Source organism: Shewanella morhuae (assembly GCF_900156405.1).
Classification (GTDB): Bacteria; Pseudomonadota; Gammaproteobacteria; order Enterobacterales; family Shewanellaceae; genus Shewanella; species Shewanella morhuae.
Genome location: NZ_FTNN01000014.1, coordinates 69,883 through 84,728, shown reverse-complemented (window position 1 = coordinate 84,728; position 14,846 = coordinate 69,883). Strand labels below are relative to the sequence as shown.

Genomic DNA, 14,846 nt, shown 5'->3' with positions numbered 1-14,846 from the left:
AGAATGACCTACAGGACGTTATTTGCTCTTGTTACGCTATGCGTAGCAGGTAGTGCTCAAGCCACTGAATTGATATATACCCCCATTAACCCCAGTTTTGGTGGCAATCCGCAAAATGGGGCCTTTTTATTAAATAAAGCCCAAGCGCAAAATGATAATAAATCAATGTCGAGCGAGAAGGACTTTGTCACTCGTTTTAAGGAATCCTTAGAGCGTAATATTATCAACTCGATTACCCGAGGTGTGGCCGACGGGGAAATCACCGATGGTGTTTACGATACTGGTGATTTTCGTATTGAAGTGGCAGCGACCGGCAATGGGGTAATGTTAACGATTACTAATATTGAAACGGGTGAAGTCACGGTCATTGAAATGCCAACATTTGGAGGTATCAACTAATGGCCCGTTTAGTATTAATCAGCCTGATGTTAATGAGTGTTTCGGCGTGTAGTTTAATCTCAAAACCAGATCTCAATATCACCACTGCAGAAGTGAATCCCATTAGTGAAGTAATGCGTGGGCTGCAAGCTCAGCCTGGGCCTAAGTTTCCTATACCCGTGGCGGTATATTCTTTTCGCGATCAGACGGGGCAATATAAACCACAGGCTAACGTAAGTTCGTTTTCGACCGCTGTGACTCAGGGCGCGACGTCGATGTTGATGCAGACCTTGCTTGACTCGAAATGGTTTACTCCCGTTGAACGTGAAGGGCTACAAAACCTGCTGACCGAGCGCAAAATTAGCAACAAACAAAGTGGCAGTAAGGGTGATGAAGTTCCCGTATTATCCACCGCCAGATTATTACTCGAAGGAGGCGTAATTAGTTATGAGACTAACACCAGCACTGGCGGTAGCGGTGTCGAATACTATGGTATTGGCGCATCAGAAATGTATCGTGAAGATCTAGTGACCATTTATTTACGCGCTGTGGATGTGCATACCGGCAAAGTGATGATGTCGGTTTCAACCAGCAAACGGGTTTTATCCCAAGAAATGCGCGCGGGTTTATTCCGTTACACCAGTTTAAATCGACTCGCAGAGGCTGAAGTCGGTTTTACTACTAACGAGCCTGTACAATTTTGCGTGCTGCAGGCCATTGAACTGGCGGTTGCAGAGCTGATTGATAAGGGAATTAAGCAAGGCTATTGGAACCCAACTCAAATAGCGCAACCTGCTGAAAAAGCGCAGGAGCTAAGCCAGAGTTAAGCTAGAGCTAAAGCAATCTAAGTTTTAACTCAGTCAGCGCTAGGTTTCGCTTTAGCCAGAGTTAAGGGATTTAATCTTCAAGAGTTAACCAGAAAACCGAGCCATTTAATCTGGCTCGGTTTTCTGGTTATCTCGCTCTAAGCTGTAAAGCACCTTTTTGTTAATCGGCTTGCATGGCCTTCCAAAACAGTTCAAAACTGGCATTGCGATATTGGTTATCACGGCCTAAATGTGGGTTATCAATAAAAAAGCGTGTGGCAGCTAGATACTGGCCATGGCAGTTTTCTAGCATCAGCTCCACAGGGTAGTGAGCGATTAATCCTATCATTTGCCCCTGCTTAATCAGTTCGCTAATAAAGCCTAAAATACTGTTCATGGCTTGATCTCGCACATTTTTTGCAATCATAGGCGACATTGAGTATTGCTGGAAAAACAATTGCTTAATTGGGTTTTCAAGCGACCAATCTATCGCACTTTGCCAGAGTTGTTTGGCATTGTGTTTAAGATTGCTGCCTTGTTGTGCATTTAACAGTAAAGCATTAGCAAACTCTTGTTTTATAGTCAGAAACAAACATTCCATCAGGGCTTCTTTAGAAGGGAAGTGATGGAATAAGGTGCCCGTGGCTACACCAGCTTGCTTTGCTATTGAGGCGGTTGAAGTGCCATGGAATCCTTGGCTGACAAACAGCGCCAAAGCAGTATCGAGAATGGCTTGGCGCTTGTCTGTCTTAGTTTTTATGGGTTGTTGCATTAACGGTGTGTTCACTATTTATCCCCGTTACTAGCGCAAGAACAGCTTCATCAACATACGTTGGATAAATGTACCGTAGGGCGGGTGTACAAACTTACCTGTATTGAATCGACCTCGGCTGAGTACAGTTTTAGCATGGCTGAAGGTTAAAAAGCCTTCTTTACCATGGTAATGCCCCATACCCGAGGGACCAATACCGCCAAAGGGAGCGTCGTCGGCGGCCACATGGAATACGGTCTCATTAATACAGACGCCACCAGAATGGGTTTGTAGGAGGATTTTTTGCTGGCTGGGCTCATCAAAACTCATGATATAAAGCGCTAAAGGCCTTGCTCTGTGATTGATATATTGAATCGCTTCATCTAGGGAGTTATAGCCAATTATCGGCAATAATGGGCCAAAAATTTCCTCTTGCATTAATAGCATATCTTCATTGGTATTAGTGATTAACTGAGTCGCGAGTTTACGGTTTTGGCTATCAATGGCTTCATCAGTCGCCGATATAATTCGTGCGCCTTTGGCCTTAGCATCGGTTAACACTGTGATAATACGGTCAAACTGACGGGTATTAATGATACTGCCGTAGTCCTTATTGCTATTTATGGCGCCATACATGGTATTAAACTTAGCTCGATAGGCGGCGATAAAATCATCGACTTTGGCTTTAGGGCACAACACATAATCGGGGGCAACGCAGATTTGCCCTGCATTGAGGCACTTGCCGTAAATCATTCGTTCTACTGCTATCTCAAGCGGCATATCGGGGGCGATAATCACTGGGGATTTTCCGCCAAGCTCGAGTGTAACAGGGGTTAGGTTATTGGCTGCGGCGCGCATCACATGACGACCCACTGTGGTGGAGCCGGTAAAGAGTAAATGATCGAAGGGTAGGGCAGAAAACTCCGCCGCCACATCTGCTTCACCTTCGATAACAGCAACATGGGATTCATCGAAGACTTCTGCTAATAGCTGTTTTATCACTTGATTGGTAGCAGGGGTAAACTCAGACAATTTGAGCATGGCATGATTACCCGCGGCAATGGCGGTCACTAACGGGCCAATGGATAGCATCACGGGGAAGTTCCACGGCACGATAATGCCAATAACCCCTAGGGGCTGATAATGCACTGTGACTTTAGCGGGCGCGAGTAAAATACCCGCATGACGAGGGCTAGGCTTGAGCCACTTTTTCAGATTTTTTAGGCTGTAATTGATGTTGTTGATGACCGGCATAATGTCTGAAATCAAGCTGTCATCAATCGAACGGTGACCATAATCTTGACTTAGTGCTTCAACTAAAGGGGTTTTAAAGCGTAGTACTGCGGTTTTAAGTTGGTTCAATCGCTCGCGGCGCATATCGTGATCTGGATTAGGCGCTGCCAAATAACTGCTGCGTTGTCGTTGAAATAATTCACTTAAAAGGGATATTTTTGCTTGTTCTGTGGTCATATTTATCGCCGTGATTGTAAGTGTTAGATGTTAACAACGGGTATTGGAACAGTTGGTTAATTCACCAATAAAAAACCGACTGATTAGTCGGTTTACTCTAGCGTGCTTAGTCTGATGATACAAGTCGTTTGGTGCATTTTTGAGCATGGTCACGGCATATGCTAGGGTTAACTTTTAAACTGAAGTCAGATATTTACTAACCGATTGATGATCAATTTTACATAAGGAGGATGTATGGCACTGTTAAAGCATGGAATTTCGATTGGTATTGAGCGTCATGGTGACGATGACTTTTTTGTTGCGGTTAAAGCTATTGGTACTTTGACGCATCAAGACTACGAGATGATGGTACCTGTGTTGGAATCTGCACTGGAAGGAGTCAAAGATCCCGATATTTTTGCCTTAGTGGATGTTACTGAACTAGAAGGTATGGAGTTAAAAGCCGCTTGGGATGATATTAAACTTGGGGTTAAACATATTCGACATTTTGAAAAGATTGCTATCGTCGGTAAAACAACGCTGCAGGAAGTATTAGCTAAATTGGCGAATTGGTTTACGCCTGCTGAAGTTAGATTCTTTGTCGATAATGGCGACGCTATTGCTTGGCTAAAAAACGAATAGCATTAATTGGGTTCTGTCAGGACAGTTCAGCTAACACTGCTCAGTCATCGATTAGCACTTAAAGGAGTACAGATTATGCGTACAGGTCAAATACTTTGGCCCACAGATTTTTCGGAAACTGCGGCCCATGCACTGAGCTATGCCATTGAAATGGCAAATCTATACCATGTAGGCTTAAAAATTTTACATGTGGTAGAGCAGCCGATCGGTGATGAGAACTTTATGATTTTGTCTATCACTCCTGAGGAGCTTATCAAGAGCATGGAGCAAGCTGCCGCAACCAAAATGCAGGCACTGTTAGAAAAGCTACATACTGATTTACCTGTCACTACCTTGATCCGTCGCGGTGATCCCGTTAATGAGATTTTAGATGAGGCTAACAGTAAAGATACTGGCATGGTGGTGATTGCGAGCCATGGCCGCACGGGTATTTCGCACTTTTTGCACACCAATGTCGCCGAAGCGGTGGCTAACGGTGCCGCTTGCCCTGTACTTGTGGTGAAGTAAGTTAGCGGCATGACTGACAAGGTGAAAGGACGCTCAATGCGTCCTTTCTTTTTGATTGATAAAGAATAATTAATTAGTCTGAGAATGCAAGAAGCATAGCTAATGGCTATAAGTTAATGGTATTTTTAGATTGATAATAAATCGTTAAGCCTGATAATCAGCTGATTAAAACTCAAATAATGGATAAGCTTATGCGTACTCAAGAAGTGTTATGTCCTACGGATTTTTCATCAACGGCGGCGCTCGCGCTAAAATATGCTGTTGAAATGGCAAATCTTTACCATGTCGATATCCGCTTATTACATGTGACAAGTCCTGCCCGTGGCGCTCATTGTTATGGTATTGCCGTTGATATTCCATCCACATTAGAAAGTGAACTCAAGGCATTTGTTGATGCAAAGATGCAAAGTTTGCAGCAAGAAATGCAGCAGGGACTTACCGAAGGGCTTAATATCAAACTCGTGGTGCGTCATGGCGATGCAATTGATGAAATTTTAGCAGAAGCTGTTGATGTAGGTATGCTCGTAATCGCTAGTCATGGCAGTAGTGGCTTAGCTGATTTTTTAAAGCCTCATGTCACGCAGGATATTGTGAAATATGCCAAATGTCCGGTGTTAGTGGTGAAATAGTTCGACACCAACAGTAAACCTAAAGGGGATCGTGCTTGATCATCTTGGGGACAATTAAATCCGGTGACGTCTCAGTATGATTATCAAAAGAGATGAGGCGTCGATATTTTTCTTTTAGTGCCCACAAAGTCCCATTGTCAGTAATTTGCTTGAGTCCAATATTAAAATCATCACGAATTTGTGCATTCAGAAACGCAAAACGGTATTGAGTGGGGGCAAATATGGGATGGCAAACAGTCTGTTGTGTTAAATCTTGTGGAGTCAGCTTGCCTTCAATAAAAGCCTGCTTTAAGTAGTATTCAAAAATATATTTATCCATCACAATCACATCGGCCCTGTGCTTCATTAACATATACACCTGTTGTATTTGCTGTGCTTGCTCTTGATAACCTTTGTTGCTCTTAGCCATTTGGGCAAATTCATCCCCAAGTAAGCTTGATGCGCGCTGGAAAGTGACGACATGTTTGTGATTTAAATCAGCGATACTATTGATATTATATTGGTTTGACATGAGGCTGATCGCGCAGTTTTGGTACGTTATTGCCACATCGGAATAAAAGACATTTTTAACCATACCTTCTTGAATATTAATAACACCATCAAGTTTAGCTTCTTTTAACTCGTGAAAAGTACGTGCTAATGGTAGGTAATGAATTGAGGCAGTATGCCCTTTAACCGCCAGTGCATTGAAGAGTAATTCCAGTTCTAATCCACTATTGGTTTCTTGAATGACATAGGGCGGTATAGATTGGCTCGCTCCAATTTTAAGCTCTAGTGCTTGGCACGGTTGAACGCAGCACAATGTAAGTAATCCTGCCCACTTATACTGACAATAGTGATACCGGTAGTGATTATGCCAAATGGCTGCTCTAGCGGATTTATGTGCAATATTGAACATAAATTATCAATACCTCCTGCTTTCAATTTGCAATGGCTAGAGGCCAAAGTAATGAGTCTCGATAGTCAGTGTAGTATGCCGTTGGATTGAAATATTCAATGTCTTTAAATTAAACATAATCATGTTAGACAGCAAATTTCAAGTCCTTACAATGTCGTGATTTCTTGAATGAAGGTTATTTAGTGCTGGCTCTTGCCTTATTAACTGAATATCAAGTAATTTTAATGCTAATTCAATTTGTCATTCGCCAGGTTATTTTATGTCACTTGCCATACCTACACCGCAAGCCGTTTCAAAGCAACATAAGGCGTTTCTTCGAAAGCTGTATTTAGCACATTTAATGGATGATGAGCGGCATAATATATTATCACTCAATAGGTTAACCGGTATGCCACGTCGCACCTTACAAGATGCTATTGCCGCCTTTGAAGATATTGGTATTAGAGTTGAGTTTGTGCAGGATGGGAGTCGTAACAACTCAGGTTATTATCGTATCGTCACCTGGGGGCCTATCAGTAGTGCTTGGGTTGATACGCATATCACTGAAATAGAACAGCAGATTGGTGTGGCTGATAATAACGCGGCGAGTGCGTGAACTCGCCAGTGTTGCTGATATCGAGTCAGCAGTCGGGCTTAGCTAATTATTTAGCTGTTAATCCTTAAGTGCATAACCGCTTAGTCATTATCCCAATGCTTGCCCAGTGTTCCAATCAAGCGGTGATAATATAGGCACCGAACCCCACCCAACTTAACAGCAGCATTACTATGACTATCCAAGTCGTGGTAGTGAACTGACTTTGGGGTTCACTATTATCGTCAAGTTCGTCAGTATCATCGATATTATTTGTTGCTTGAAATTTAGCTTTTAATTGTTGTTTGCGGGCTTTATCCCGTTCACGAGATTTGGCTTTTTGGAGCTTTTTGTATTCCGCGATACCTTTTTCAATCCCTTGGGCAATGAGCTTAGTTTGCTCTTTGTTTTGCCCCGGTTTTTGGATGGCTTTTGCCGCTGCGAGTGCGTTTTGCTGTGTTTCTGTCGAGATGGTGGGTTTCATTTGGATCTGCCTCAGTTAAAGCGGCTGTACTAAAAGTATATGTTATTGATTATACCCATATTCAGACTCAAAAACGTCAGGCTAGTAGTTTCATTGTGTTAAAAAATCAATGGATGGCCGCCCTGCGGAGCGGGTACATATATTGGTTCGTAGTCCCAGACTTGGCGGATGGTATCAACTGACAATGCCTCAGCAGGAACACCTTCACTTACAATTCGTCCTTGTTTTAACACAATTAATTGGTCGCTATAACGAGCGGCTTGATTAAGATCATGCAGTACGACGATGACGGTATACCCCTGTTGGTGGGCTAAACTTCGAGCCAATTCGAGCACTTTATGTTGCTGTGCAAGATCTAGGGCTGATGTTGGCTCATCTAATAACAGTATGGGCGCAAACGGTGATTGGCTCAGTTGAGTTAGTACGCGAGCGAGTTGTACGCGCTGTTTTTCACCCCCCGATAGCGTTGGATAACTGCGATTTGCCAGCGAGGTTAACCCCACTTCAGCTATTTGGTTAGCCACTAAAATCTCGCCTGCTTTTTTACTGATGGTTAAGGGATACAAACCCATGGCGACGACTTCACTTACCGTGAAGGGAAACGTCAAACTGGCGTGTTGTGGCAGTACCGCTAAGGACTTTGCGAGTTCAGCCCTCGGCCAGTCAGCCAGTTGGCGATGACCTAAGCGTATGCTTTGCCTTAGTGTGCTGATTTCTTGGCATAACGCTTTAAGTAGAGTGGATTTACCCGCACCGTTGGGGCCAAGAAGGGCGGTGACCGCGCCCGGCTTAAATTGCACATTGATATCACTAAGCACCGTTTTTTGTCCAATGGCCACATTAAGTTGGCAAATGCTTAGCTGGGTGTGCTCAATGTGCGCCTTAGCTGGGTGAGCGGTTATATTTAAATCAGAGGTGACGGCCATAGATATTCGCTTAGGTTAATTTGCTGCGCTGTTGCAGCAATAAAAAGATGAAAAATGGCGCGCCAATGAGTGCAGTAACTAGCCCAACGGGTAATTCGGCGGGCGGTAATAATGCGCGGGCGCCGATGTCGGCCAAGGCTAATAACGCTGCGCCCAATAATGCACTGATGGGTAATAGTTGTTTATGATCTGGCCCTAACATCATGCGGACTAAATGCGGCACCACTAAACCAATAAAACCGATAATTCCTGTTGCGGCAACGCTGACCCCCACGCCTAAAGCACAGAGTAAAATCAGCCGGAGTTTGAGTTTATCTACATCAATCCCTAGATGGCGTGCTTCAGCCTCGCCGAGCAGTAAGGCATTAAGCGCTGCCGCATCTTGGCGAAAGCGCCAACTGATCAAGATTAACGTTGCCAGGCTTAAGCTGACATAAATCCACTGCGCGCCCGCAATAGAGCCCATTTGCCATAGAGTTAAGTCACGTAGTGCCATGTCGTTGGCGAGGTAAGTCAGCACGCCAATACCCGCTCCCGCGAGTGCTGCTATGGCAACGCCCGAGAGTAGCAGTAATACGACTGATGTTCCTGTTGGGCTGCTGGCAAGGCGATAAACCACCAATGTGGTGATAAGTCCTGATGCAAACGCTGCAAGGGGGATGAATAACGCATTAGCATTGGGTAATAGCACAATACAAATCGCGGCCCCAAGTGCTGCACCAGACGACACGCCAATAATGCCAGGATCGGCTAAGGGATTACGAAATAATCCCTGCATCACTGCACCGCACTGGGCCAGTATGGCGCCGACCGCCAAGGCTAATAATGTGCGAGGTAAACGCACTGTGTTGATCACCAGTTGCTCGTGTGGCGCAATATTACCCATGTTTTGTTGGGTAGCCCAGTTCATCACCGCGCTTAAGGAGTCAATCAAGCTAATACTGACGGGCCCTGTGCTCACCGAGAGTAAACAACTCAAGGCTAACAATGTGAGTAAACTGGGCCACAGCCAGCGGCTAAGTAACATGGTTAAATTCCTATATTTATTTGCTGATCTATTTTCCGCTAGTGTTGGCGCAACAACTTACTGATGCAGAGTTAATAACGTGCTCGCAAGCGTATCTGCGGCGCTAATTGCGCTTAATCCTAAACCGCCTAATAAGGCTTGTGGAGCAAGAGTTTGAATATGTTTATTTTTACCTGCTGGTGTATGGGCGAGTAATGGCATTTCTTTTATTAACTCTTGGGCTATTTGACTGTGAGTTTGCTCGGAGGCTTGTTCGCTACGTGTTGACAGCAAAATAAGATCGGGTTGTAAGGATAATATCCCTTCCTGGGACATGCTTTTATAGCCTTCAAAATCGGCGACATTCTGTGCGCCTGATAGCTCAATAATGGTATCTGCGGCAGTGCCTTTACCGCCAACCCGTGCGCCGCGACCTTCTTGCAATAACATAAAGAGGATTTTGGGTTGAGTGCCGCCATCCCGTACTTGCTGTTTTTTATCTGCTAGGTGTTGCAACTGTTGATGTAGGTCTTGTTTAAGCTTGGTTGCCTTATCTTGGCGATTGAGTAACTGACCTAAAGTATCCACATTGTTCATTAGCTGCGGCTCATCGGTGGTAGTCGGTAATTGCACTACTTGAATATTGGCTTGTTTTAGCACCTTGAGTGTGGTTTCTGGCCCCATCACATCAGAACCCACTACGACGGTTGGCGATAGGGCAATAATGCCTTCGGCGGAGAGCATTCTGTGGTAGCCAAGTTTAGCGATATGGCTCAAATTTTCAGGGACGTAACTAGTGGAGTCGATGGCAACCAGTTTATTGCCGGCATCAAGGGCTAGTACCAACTCAGTGACTCCCGCCCCCGCACTCACTAGACGTATTTGTTGCTCAGCGCTGGAGGCATTAGGCGCAACTAACATAGTGATAGCAGCGCTAAAAAATAGGCATTTATTCAGCGATTTACTTATACGGTGAGGTAAAAAACTTAACATGCGAGAGCCTATTTTTATCGGCACTTTAGTGGCTTGAAACAACATGGTTTAACTCCTATGAAATCTGGGTCGCCACAGTATTAGGCTCAGACTTTGGGTTTATAGACAGATGGTTAAATACGTTCTGTTAACTTAACGTCGTGTAAATATTTAGTGTTCCATCAATATTTGTGTCTGACTGATGGATTGTGTTTGTAATAGCGCAAGCAGTTGCATTAGTGGCTCAACGGGCGCAGCTTTATCTGCGGCGATAACCACAGTTGCCTCGGGCATTACTTGTAAACGTTGTATCAATACAGTGGTAAAACGGGCTAAATCCATAAATTGCTCGCCATCGATAGCCCAATAGGGGGCCGTTGCCATAATATTAATGGCGATAGAAGGTTGGTTTTTTACCGCTGTAATGGCTGAACTTGGGCTTTGCGGCACCGCGATGGGTAAGCTAAGTAATTGGCTGTTTGCGGTGAGCAGTAAAAAGACTAATACAATAAAAATAATGTCGATTAATGCGGTCAAATCAACGCTTGGCAGTTGTTCTGGTGAAGATATGCCATTATGCGACAGCGAAGATTTATCTGTGCTTATCATCTCAGTGTCTCAAAGTGGTTATTAAGTGGCTGTTTAGGCTCTACACTCGACTGGCTGACGTGCTCAAATGCTTGATAATCAGGTGCATCGTGAGAGTCGTCTTTAATGCCGGCTAACCAAAGGTTAATTTGATTGAGTACATGGCTGGTGCGTTGACATTGATTTTGAGCCCAGATCCCAAAAAGATGTGCTGCTGTGATGGCGGGAACCGCGATAATAAGCCCCGCAGCAGTGGTATTCATTGCGAGCCCGAGCCCCGCACTTAATTGTGCGGGTGTGACCGGACCTTGCGATTGACCGAGCTGATTAAACATTTCAATCAAACCTAAAACGGTGCCGAGTAAGCCAAGTAACGGGCTAATGATGCCAATGACTTGTAATACTTTGAGCCCAGCCTGTAAGTCTCGTTGCTGTTTATTCAGCCACAGACTGACTAATTCTTCCCGTAAGATTTTAGGCTGGTGGGCTTGTTTGAGCAGTAAAGTTGCACCGCGTGAGAGTAAATCTTGCTGTGTGCTCGTCTGTATTAACAGTGTGTTGATGTTGTCAGTGGTGGCTATTGACGATGATTGGCGTAGCGTTTTTACCCAAGCTTGTTTTTTGGGCCATAGTGACAATAGCGTTTGATGCAAAAATAAAGCACCACGCTCAAGGCAGATCATAAAAGCCAGAAAAGCACATAACAATAGCGGCCATGTCAGTACGCCGAGCTGATTATGTAAAGCCGAAAAATGTAAAGTCGAAAAATCAGTTATGGGCATTAAGCCTCTCCAATCTATGTTAATTTCAATATCTAGGTGTTTCAGTATCTAGGCATCAACCAATACATAAGTTATTGGGTCAACATTAAGCAATGAACGCGTATATGTTGGGGATTGAGATTGCTTACATTTGTGTTTTTAGGGCAATTATTCAATTTAGTACAATCGTTCAATGAGATGCTCAGTAGTTGAGGTTATTAGTTGAGGTTATTAATTGAGTGCAAAACGTATAGGCACTGTGACCTTGTAATGATTCGCTAACTTTGGCGCAGGGGCCTCAAACTGCCAAGTCTCAACCGCTTGTAGTGCCGCTTGATCTAACAAACTAAATCCAGAACTTTTAACCAGTGTTAGCGCCAGTTGTTCCCCTAATTCATTAAACATTACTTCTACTGTTGCCGTTCCTTCTAGCCCTTTTCTACGCGCTATCCGTGGATATTCAGGCTTAGGTGGTTGCGTAGCAAAAAGTGGCTTTGTTAATTCCACTATGTTGGTTTTAGCGCTCGAGGTATCAGGTTTGGCCGTACTGGTGGTTGATTCTATTGGCTCTATATTGATGTTTTTATCCACTAAATCGGCAGCAACATCTTGTACCGCCAAAGCTTTATTTAATATTGAAGCTGAAGCTGAAGGTGTTGCTAGGTTCTGCTCAATTTGTTTCGCCACTTTAGCGTTATCCGCCGCAGCAACTATCGACTTATCTATTGGTTTTGACCTTAATCGTGGTTTAGCCGCGTTGTTAATATTTTTCGTACTGGATGTGGATTGCTGTATAGGCGTGGTGCTCGTGGTGTTTGCTGCGGCGCTGACACTTTTACTCGGCGTGATAAAGCTCAGCGTGACACGATTTTGATTCGTGTCTACGGATGGCTTTGCCGCGCTAGATAGCAGCGAGTTTTGTAACATAGCGGCCGAAGGCTGTGAGGCAATAACTACGGTTTGTATCGCAATCGTCAAGGCGCCAAAAGCCAGATATCGTTTTGGTGTCACAGCAATCTCTTATCCATAAAAACATTTCGCTAATTAAGATACTGCAATATAAACAAGATCGCAAATGATAATGATTAGCATTTGATCTATTTTATTATCTCAGGTAGAGTGCCTGCAATAGCTCGACTGAGCGCTTAAAAAAACAGCTAAGCTGCTAATTTACGCCACTTAATTGGCCATGAGTTTGTTTGATAACAATCTATAAACTCAGCATTAAATTACGCAGTAACCGCTGATTATCACTTGAGGATGAAGAGATGAAGAAAAAGCCGTTAGTGATCGCCATGGCGATAGCACTCAATGGTACGGCCCTTGGTTTAACGGCGCTCAGTTTTACTGTTGCGGCTGAAGAAAACAAAGCGCCTATTATTCAACAGGATGTGCAAAAAAAGCTAATCACAACCGAATTTGATGAAGTATTAGTGAGCGCAACAAGAGTCAGCGAAAAAGCGTCCGAAACCAGTCGCAGTGTTGCTGTGGTGGGTGAAGAACAACTCGCCGTTGCTCAAGCATCGTCCGTTGCCGATGCCCTTAAAAACGAAGCGAACATCACGCTGACTAATGGCCCAAGAGCATCATCACAAGGGGTTGAGATCCGTGGTTTAAGTGGCGATCGAGTATTACAAACGATAGACGGTGCAAGGCAAAACACTAGCTCTGGCCACCGAGGATCTTATTTTATGGATCCAGAGTTATTGAAATCTATAGAAGTATTACGTGGTCCCGCGAGTAGCTTATGGGGCAGCGGAGCTTTGGGTGGCGTTGTCGCGCAGAACACTAAATCGGCACAGGATTTTTTAGCGGCCAATGAGACTTTTGGTGGGTATTTCAAACAAGGTTATGAAACCAATGGCTCGCGCACTAAAACCAGTGGTGCTATTTATGGTCAACAAGACAGCATCGATTGGTTATTGAACGGCTCTTACACCGACTCAAATAATATAAAAACTGGCAATGACGAAACCCTAAATAACAGTGCATCTAACGGCAGTAGTGGTTTGGCCAAATTGGGTTGGCAGGCCGATGAAGCGTCACGGTTGGAATTATCAGCAAGAGTGAATAAAACCAACGAATTAGTGCCAAGTAATCCTGCTGCTGCCGTGAGTAGCTCAGTGCCTTTGGTGCGCCGCAAGACAGACGATCAAAATATCACCGTAAATTACAGTTTTAATCCTGCTAATAATCCGTATCTGGATACTAAGATGCAAGTGTACTGGAACAGTACTGACTACGATGAAGACCGCATTACTAAAGGCCAGCAAGACAGCACTGAGTATCGCACTGTGGGCATTAACCTCAATAACAGTTCGCGCTTGGGCAGCACTTTACTGACTTATGGTGTTGACGGCTATCGCGATACCATAGAAACGCAGCGTGATGATTCTGGGCAAGTGGGCCAACGTCCGGGGGATATTGATGGTGAAACCACAGTGTTGGGTGCTTTTACGCGCGCAGATATTGAGCTGACTGAGACATTAAATCTCGATGCCGGTCTGCGTTATGATCGCTATAAAAATGACAGTAATAACCTTAATCTCTCATCCGATGACAATGAGTTATCACCTTCGCTGGGTTTAATTTGGCAAACTCAATCTTGGTTAACCTTAAGTGCCCGTTACGATCAAGCCTTTCGCGCGCCTACGGTAGAAGAGATGTTTTCTAGTGGTACCCACTATTGCATTCCGCCTATTCCTGGATTTTTACCCCAAGGTTTATGTAATACGTTTGCGACTAATCCTGATTTAAAGTCTGAAACTGCGCGTAATAAAGAAATTAAAGCAGACTTACGTTTCAGTGAGTTAGCGGGCGATGATGAGCTGGCGTTAACCTTTAATATCTTCCGTAACGATGTGGATGATTTTATCGTGCAGCAGGTATCTAACCCTTGGCGCGGCATTCCTGGGTTCGAGCAAACGACCTCGTGGAGTAATGTTGAAGATGCGCGCTTAACTGGTTTTGAAATTAGCGGACGTTATCGTATTGGTCAAACTCATTTGGCGATGAATTATGGTCAAACACACGGTGAAGATCGCAAAAGCGATGATGATATTGAGGGGATACCCGCCAATAAATTCAATGTCGATTTATCCCAAGGCATTATGGATGGCGACATGAAACTCGGCACGCGGGTCACGTATGTAGCGAGTCAATCGAATACGCCTGATGGTTTTAAAGTGGCAAAATACGATGATTATACTCTATGGGATGTGTATGTCGCATGGGAGCCCACTATGGGCGCTATGGCTGGCGTTAGAGTCGATTTCGCCATTGAAAATATCGGTGATGAACAGTACTTACAAGCGTGGCAAACATTACAACAACCGGGCCGTAACATGAAGTTATCGGCGCGCTATATGTTCTAAGTAGCACATTGAAGAGGCTTGATCTTCGTGTTGATGGCGTTAAAACCCATCAACGCGGCCAATACATTTATATCGGTGCGCAAGTCTTTTATCTGCGACCACTT

General features: G+C 44.3%; 17 protein-coding genes. 7 read left to right on the top strand and 10 right to left on the bottom strand.

Going from position 1 to position 14,846, the window contains the following annotated elements; all coding sequences use genetic code 11:
* The first annotated feature begins 3 nt into the window (after nt 1-3).
* Entirely contained in the window at nt 4-399 is a 396-nt protein-coding gene (locus BW947_RS15240) for a curli assembly protein CsgF (protein ID WP_076501036.1), read from the top strand.
* Entirely contained in the window at nt 399-1,205 is an 807-nt protein-coding gene (locus BW947_RS15235; RefSeq protein WP_076501034.1) for a CsgG/HfaB family protein, read from the top strand. The genes BW947_RS15240 and BW947_RS15235 overlap by 1 nt, the downstream gene beginning before the upstream one ends.
* A gap of 160 nt (nt 1,206-1,365) precedes the next feature.
* Here BW947_RS15235 and BW947_RS15230 read toward each other — a convergent pair whose 3' ends face one another.
* Together BW947_RS15230 and BW947_RS15225 are read right to left on the bottom strand one after the other, a co-directional pair.
* Nucleotides 1,366-1,971 carry a TetR/AcrR family transcriptional regulator gene (locus tag BW947_RS15230; RefSeq protein WP_076501032.1) on the bottom strand — a complete coding sequence of 202 codons (606 nt, stop codon included), beginning with the start codon at nt 1,969-1,971 and terminating at the stop codon, nt 1,366-1,368.
* Nucleotides 1,972-1,986: 15 nt separating this feature from the next.
* A complete protein-coding gene (locus BW947_RS15225; RefSeq protein ID WP_425272282.1) occupies nt 1,987-3,405 on the bottom strand; it encodes a coniferyl aldehyde dehydrogenase in 1,419 nt (472 codons plus the stop codon).
* 234 nt (nt 3,406-3,639) lie between these two features.
* On the opposite strand from BW947_RS15225, the gene BW947_RS15220 reads away from it, so the two are divergent.
* The 3 genes from BW947_RS15220 to BW947_RS15210 all read left to right on the top strand — a co-directional run bounded on the left by BW947_RS15220 (nt 3,640) and on the right by BW947_RS15210 (nt 5,162).
* Nucleotides 3,640-4,026 (top strand): SpoIIAA family protein, encoded by a 387-nt coding sequence (locus tag BW947_RS15220; protein WP_076501030.1) that lies wholly within the window; start codon nt 3,640-3,642, stop codon nt 4,024-4,026.
* Nucleotides 4,027-4,101: 75 nt separating this feature from the next.
* Nucleotides 4,102-4,533, top strand: coding sequence for a universal stress protein (locus BW947_RS15215; RefSeq protein WP_076501027.1), 432 nt, complete (start codon nt 4,102-4,104; stop codon nt 4,531-4,533).
* 191 nt (nt 4,534-4,724) lie between these two features.
* A complete protein-coding gene (locus tag BW947_RS15210; protein WP_076501025.1) occupies nt 4,725-5,162 on the top strand; it encodes a universal stress protein in 438 nt (145 codons plus the stop codon).
* Between the two features lie 19 nt (nt 5,163-5,181).
* Here BW947_RS15210 and BW947_RS15205 read toward each other — a convergent pair whose 3' ends face one another.
* A complete protein-coding gene (locus tag BW947_RS15205) occupies nt 5,182-6,060 on the bottom strand; it encodes a substrate-binding periplasmic protein (RefSeq protein WP_083948227.1) in 879 nt (292 codons plus the stop codon).
* A gap of 259 nt (nt 6,061-6,319) precedes the next feature.
* On the opposite strand from BW947_RS15205, the gene BW947_RS15200 reads away from it, so the two are divergent.
* The gene (locus BW947_RS15200) at nt 6,320-6,655 is read left to right on the top strand and encodes a winged helix-turn-helix domain-containing protein (RefSeq protein ID WP_076501023.1); all 336 of its coding nucleotides are present in this window, start codon (nt 6,320-6,322) and stop codon (nt 6,653-6,655) included.
* Between the two features lie 115 nt (nt 6,656-6,770).
* Here the strand turns inward: BW947_RS15200 and BW947_RS15195 are convergent, their stop codons facing one another.
* The 7 genes from BW947_RS15195 to BW947_RS15165 form a co-directional block, all read right to left on the bottom strand.
* Nucleotides 6,771-7,115 carry a DUF2956 domain-containing protein gene (locus tag BW947_RS15195; RefSeq protein ID WP_076501022.1) on the bottom strand — a complete coding sequence of 115 codons (345 nt, stop codon included), beginning with the start codon at nt 7,113-7,115 and terminating at the stop codon, nt 6,771-6,773.
* A gap of 98 nt (nt 7,116-7,213) precedes the next feature.
* A complete protein-coding gene (locus tag BW947_RS15190; RefSeq protein WP_083948224.1) occupies nt 7,214-8,041 on the bottom strand; it encodes a heme ABC transporter ATP-binding protein in 828 nt (275 codons plus the stop codon).
* A gap of 10 nt (nt 8,042-8,051) precedes the next feature.
* Nucleotides 8,052-9,068 (bottom strand): FecCD family ABC transporter permease, encoded by a 1,017-nt coding sequence (locus BW947_RS15185; protein ID WP_076501019.1) that lies wholly within the window; start codon nt 9,066-9,068, stop codon nt 8,052-8,054.
* A 57-nt stretch (nt 9,069-9,125) separates the two neighbouring features.
* Nucleotides 9,126-10,085, bottom strand: a complete 960-nt coding sequence (locus BW947_RS15180) for a heme/hemin ABC transporter substrate-binding protein (RefSeq protein WP_076501017.1) — start codon at nt 10,083-10,085, stop codon at nt 9,126-9,128.
* 105 nt (nt 10,086-10,190) lie between these two features.
* Nucleotides 10,191-10,628, bottom strand: coding sequence for an ExbD/TolR family protein (locus BW947_RS15175; RefSeq protein ID WP_076501014.1), 438 nt, complete (start codon nt 10,626-10,628; stop codon nt 10,191-10,193).
* Complete coding sequence (locus tag BW947_RS15170) at nt 10,625-11,389, bottom strand: MotA/TolQ/ExbB proton channel family protein (RefSeq protein WP_076501012.1); 765 nt, start codon at nt 11,387-11,389, stop codon at nt 10,625-10,627. The genes BW947_RS15175 and BW947_RS15170 overlap by 4 nt, the downstream gene beginning before the upstream one ends.
* Nucleotides 11,390-11,599: 210 nt before the next feature.
* Nucleotides 11,600-12,379, bottom strand: coding sequence for an energy transducer TonB (locus BW947_RS15165; protein WP_076501010.1), 780 nt, complete (start codon nt 12,377-12,379; stop codon nt 11,600-11,602).
* A gap of 257 nt (nt 12,380-12,636) precedes the next feature.
* Between BW947_RS15165 and BW947_RS15160 the strand changes: the two genes are divergently transcribed.
* Nucleotides 12,637-14,742: a TonB-dependent hemoglobin/transferrin/lactoferrin family receptor gene (locus tag BW947_RS15160; RefSeq protein WP_076501008.1), complete on the top strand. Its 2,106-nt coding sequence runs from the start codon at nt 12,637-12,639 to the stop codon at nt 14,740-14,742.
* Nucleotides 14,743-14,846 lie beyond the last annotated feature (104 nt).

Coding starts and splice junctions, on each gene's coding strand:
- BW947_RS15160 (WP_076501008.1), top strand. CDS start 12,637: ATGAAGAAAAAGCCGTTAGTGATCGCCATGGCGATAGCACTCAATGGT.
- BW947_RS15180 (WP_076501017.1), bottom strand. CDS start 10,085: ATGTTGTTTCAAGCCACTAAAGTGCCGATAAAAATAGGCTCTCGCATG.
- BW947_RS15235 (WP_076501034.1), top strand. CDS start 399: ATGGCCCGTTTAGTATTAATCAGCCTGATGTTAATGAGTGTTTCGGCG.
- BW947_RS15170 (WP_076501012.1), bottom strand. CDS start 11,389: ATGCCCATAACTGATTTTTCGACTTTACATTTTTCGGCTTTACATAAT.
- BW947_RS15225 (WP_425272282.1), bottom strand. CDS start 3,405: ATGACCACAGAACAAGCAAAAATATCCCTTTTAAGTGAATTATTTCAA.
- BW947_RS15240 (WP_076501036.1), top strand. CDS start 4: ATGACCTACAGGACGTTATTTGCTCTTGTTACGCTATGCGTAGCAGGT.
- BW947_RS15200 (WP_076501023.1), top strand. CDS start 6,320: ATGTCACTTGCCATACCTACACCGCAAGCCGTTTCAAAGCAACATAAG.
- BW947_RS15205 (WP_083948227.1), bottom strand. CDS start 6,060: ATGTTCAATATTGCACATAAATCCGCTAGAGCAGCCATTTGGCATAAT.
- BW947_RS15210 (WP_076501025.1), top strand. CDS start 4,725: ATGCGTACTCAAGAAGTGTTATGTCCTACGGATTTTTCATCAACGGCG.
- BW947_RS15195 (WP_076501022.1), bottom strand. CDS start 7,115: ATGAAACCCACCATCTCGACAGAAACACAGCAAAACGCACTCGCAGCG.
- BW947_RS15185 (WP_076501019.1), bottom strand. CDS start 9,068: ATGTTACTTAGCCGCTGGCTGTGGCCCAGTTTACTCACATTGTTAGCC.
- BW947_RS15190 (WP_083948224.1), bottom strand. CDS start 8,041: ATGGCCGTCACCTCTGATTTAAATATAACCGCTCACCCAGCTAAGGCG.
- BW947_RS15220 (WP_076501030.1), top strand. CDS start 3,640: ATGGCACTGTTAAAGCATGGAATTTCGATTGGTATTGAGCGTCATGGT.
- BW947_RS15215 (WP_076501027.1), top strand. CDS start 4,102: ATGCGTACAGGTCAAATACTTTGGCCCACAGATTTTTCGGAAACTGCG.
- BW947_RS15175 (WP_076501014.1), bottom strand. CDS start 10,628: ATGATAAGCACAGATAAATCTTCGCTGTCGCATAATGGCATATCTTCA.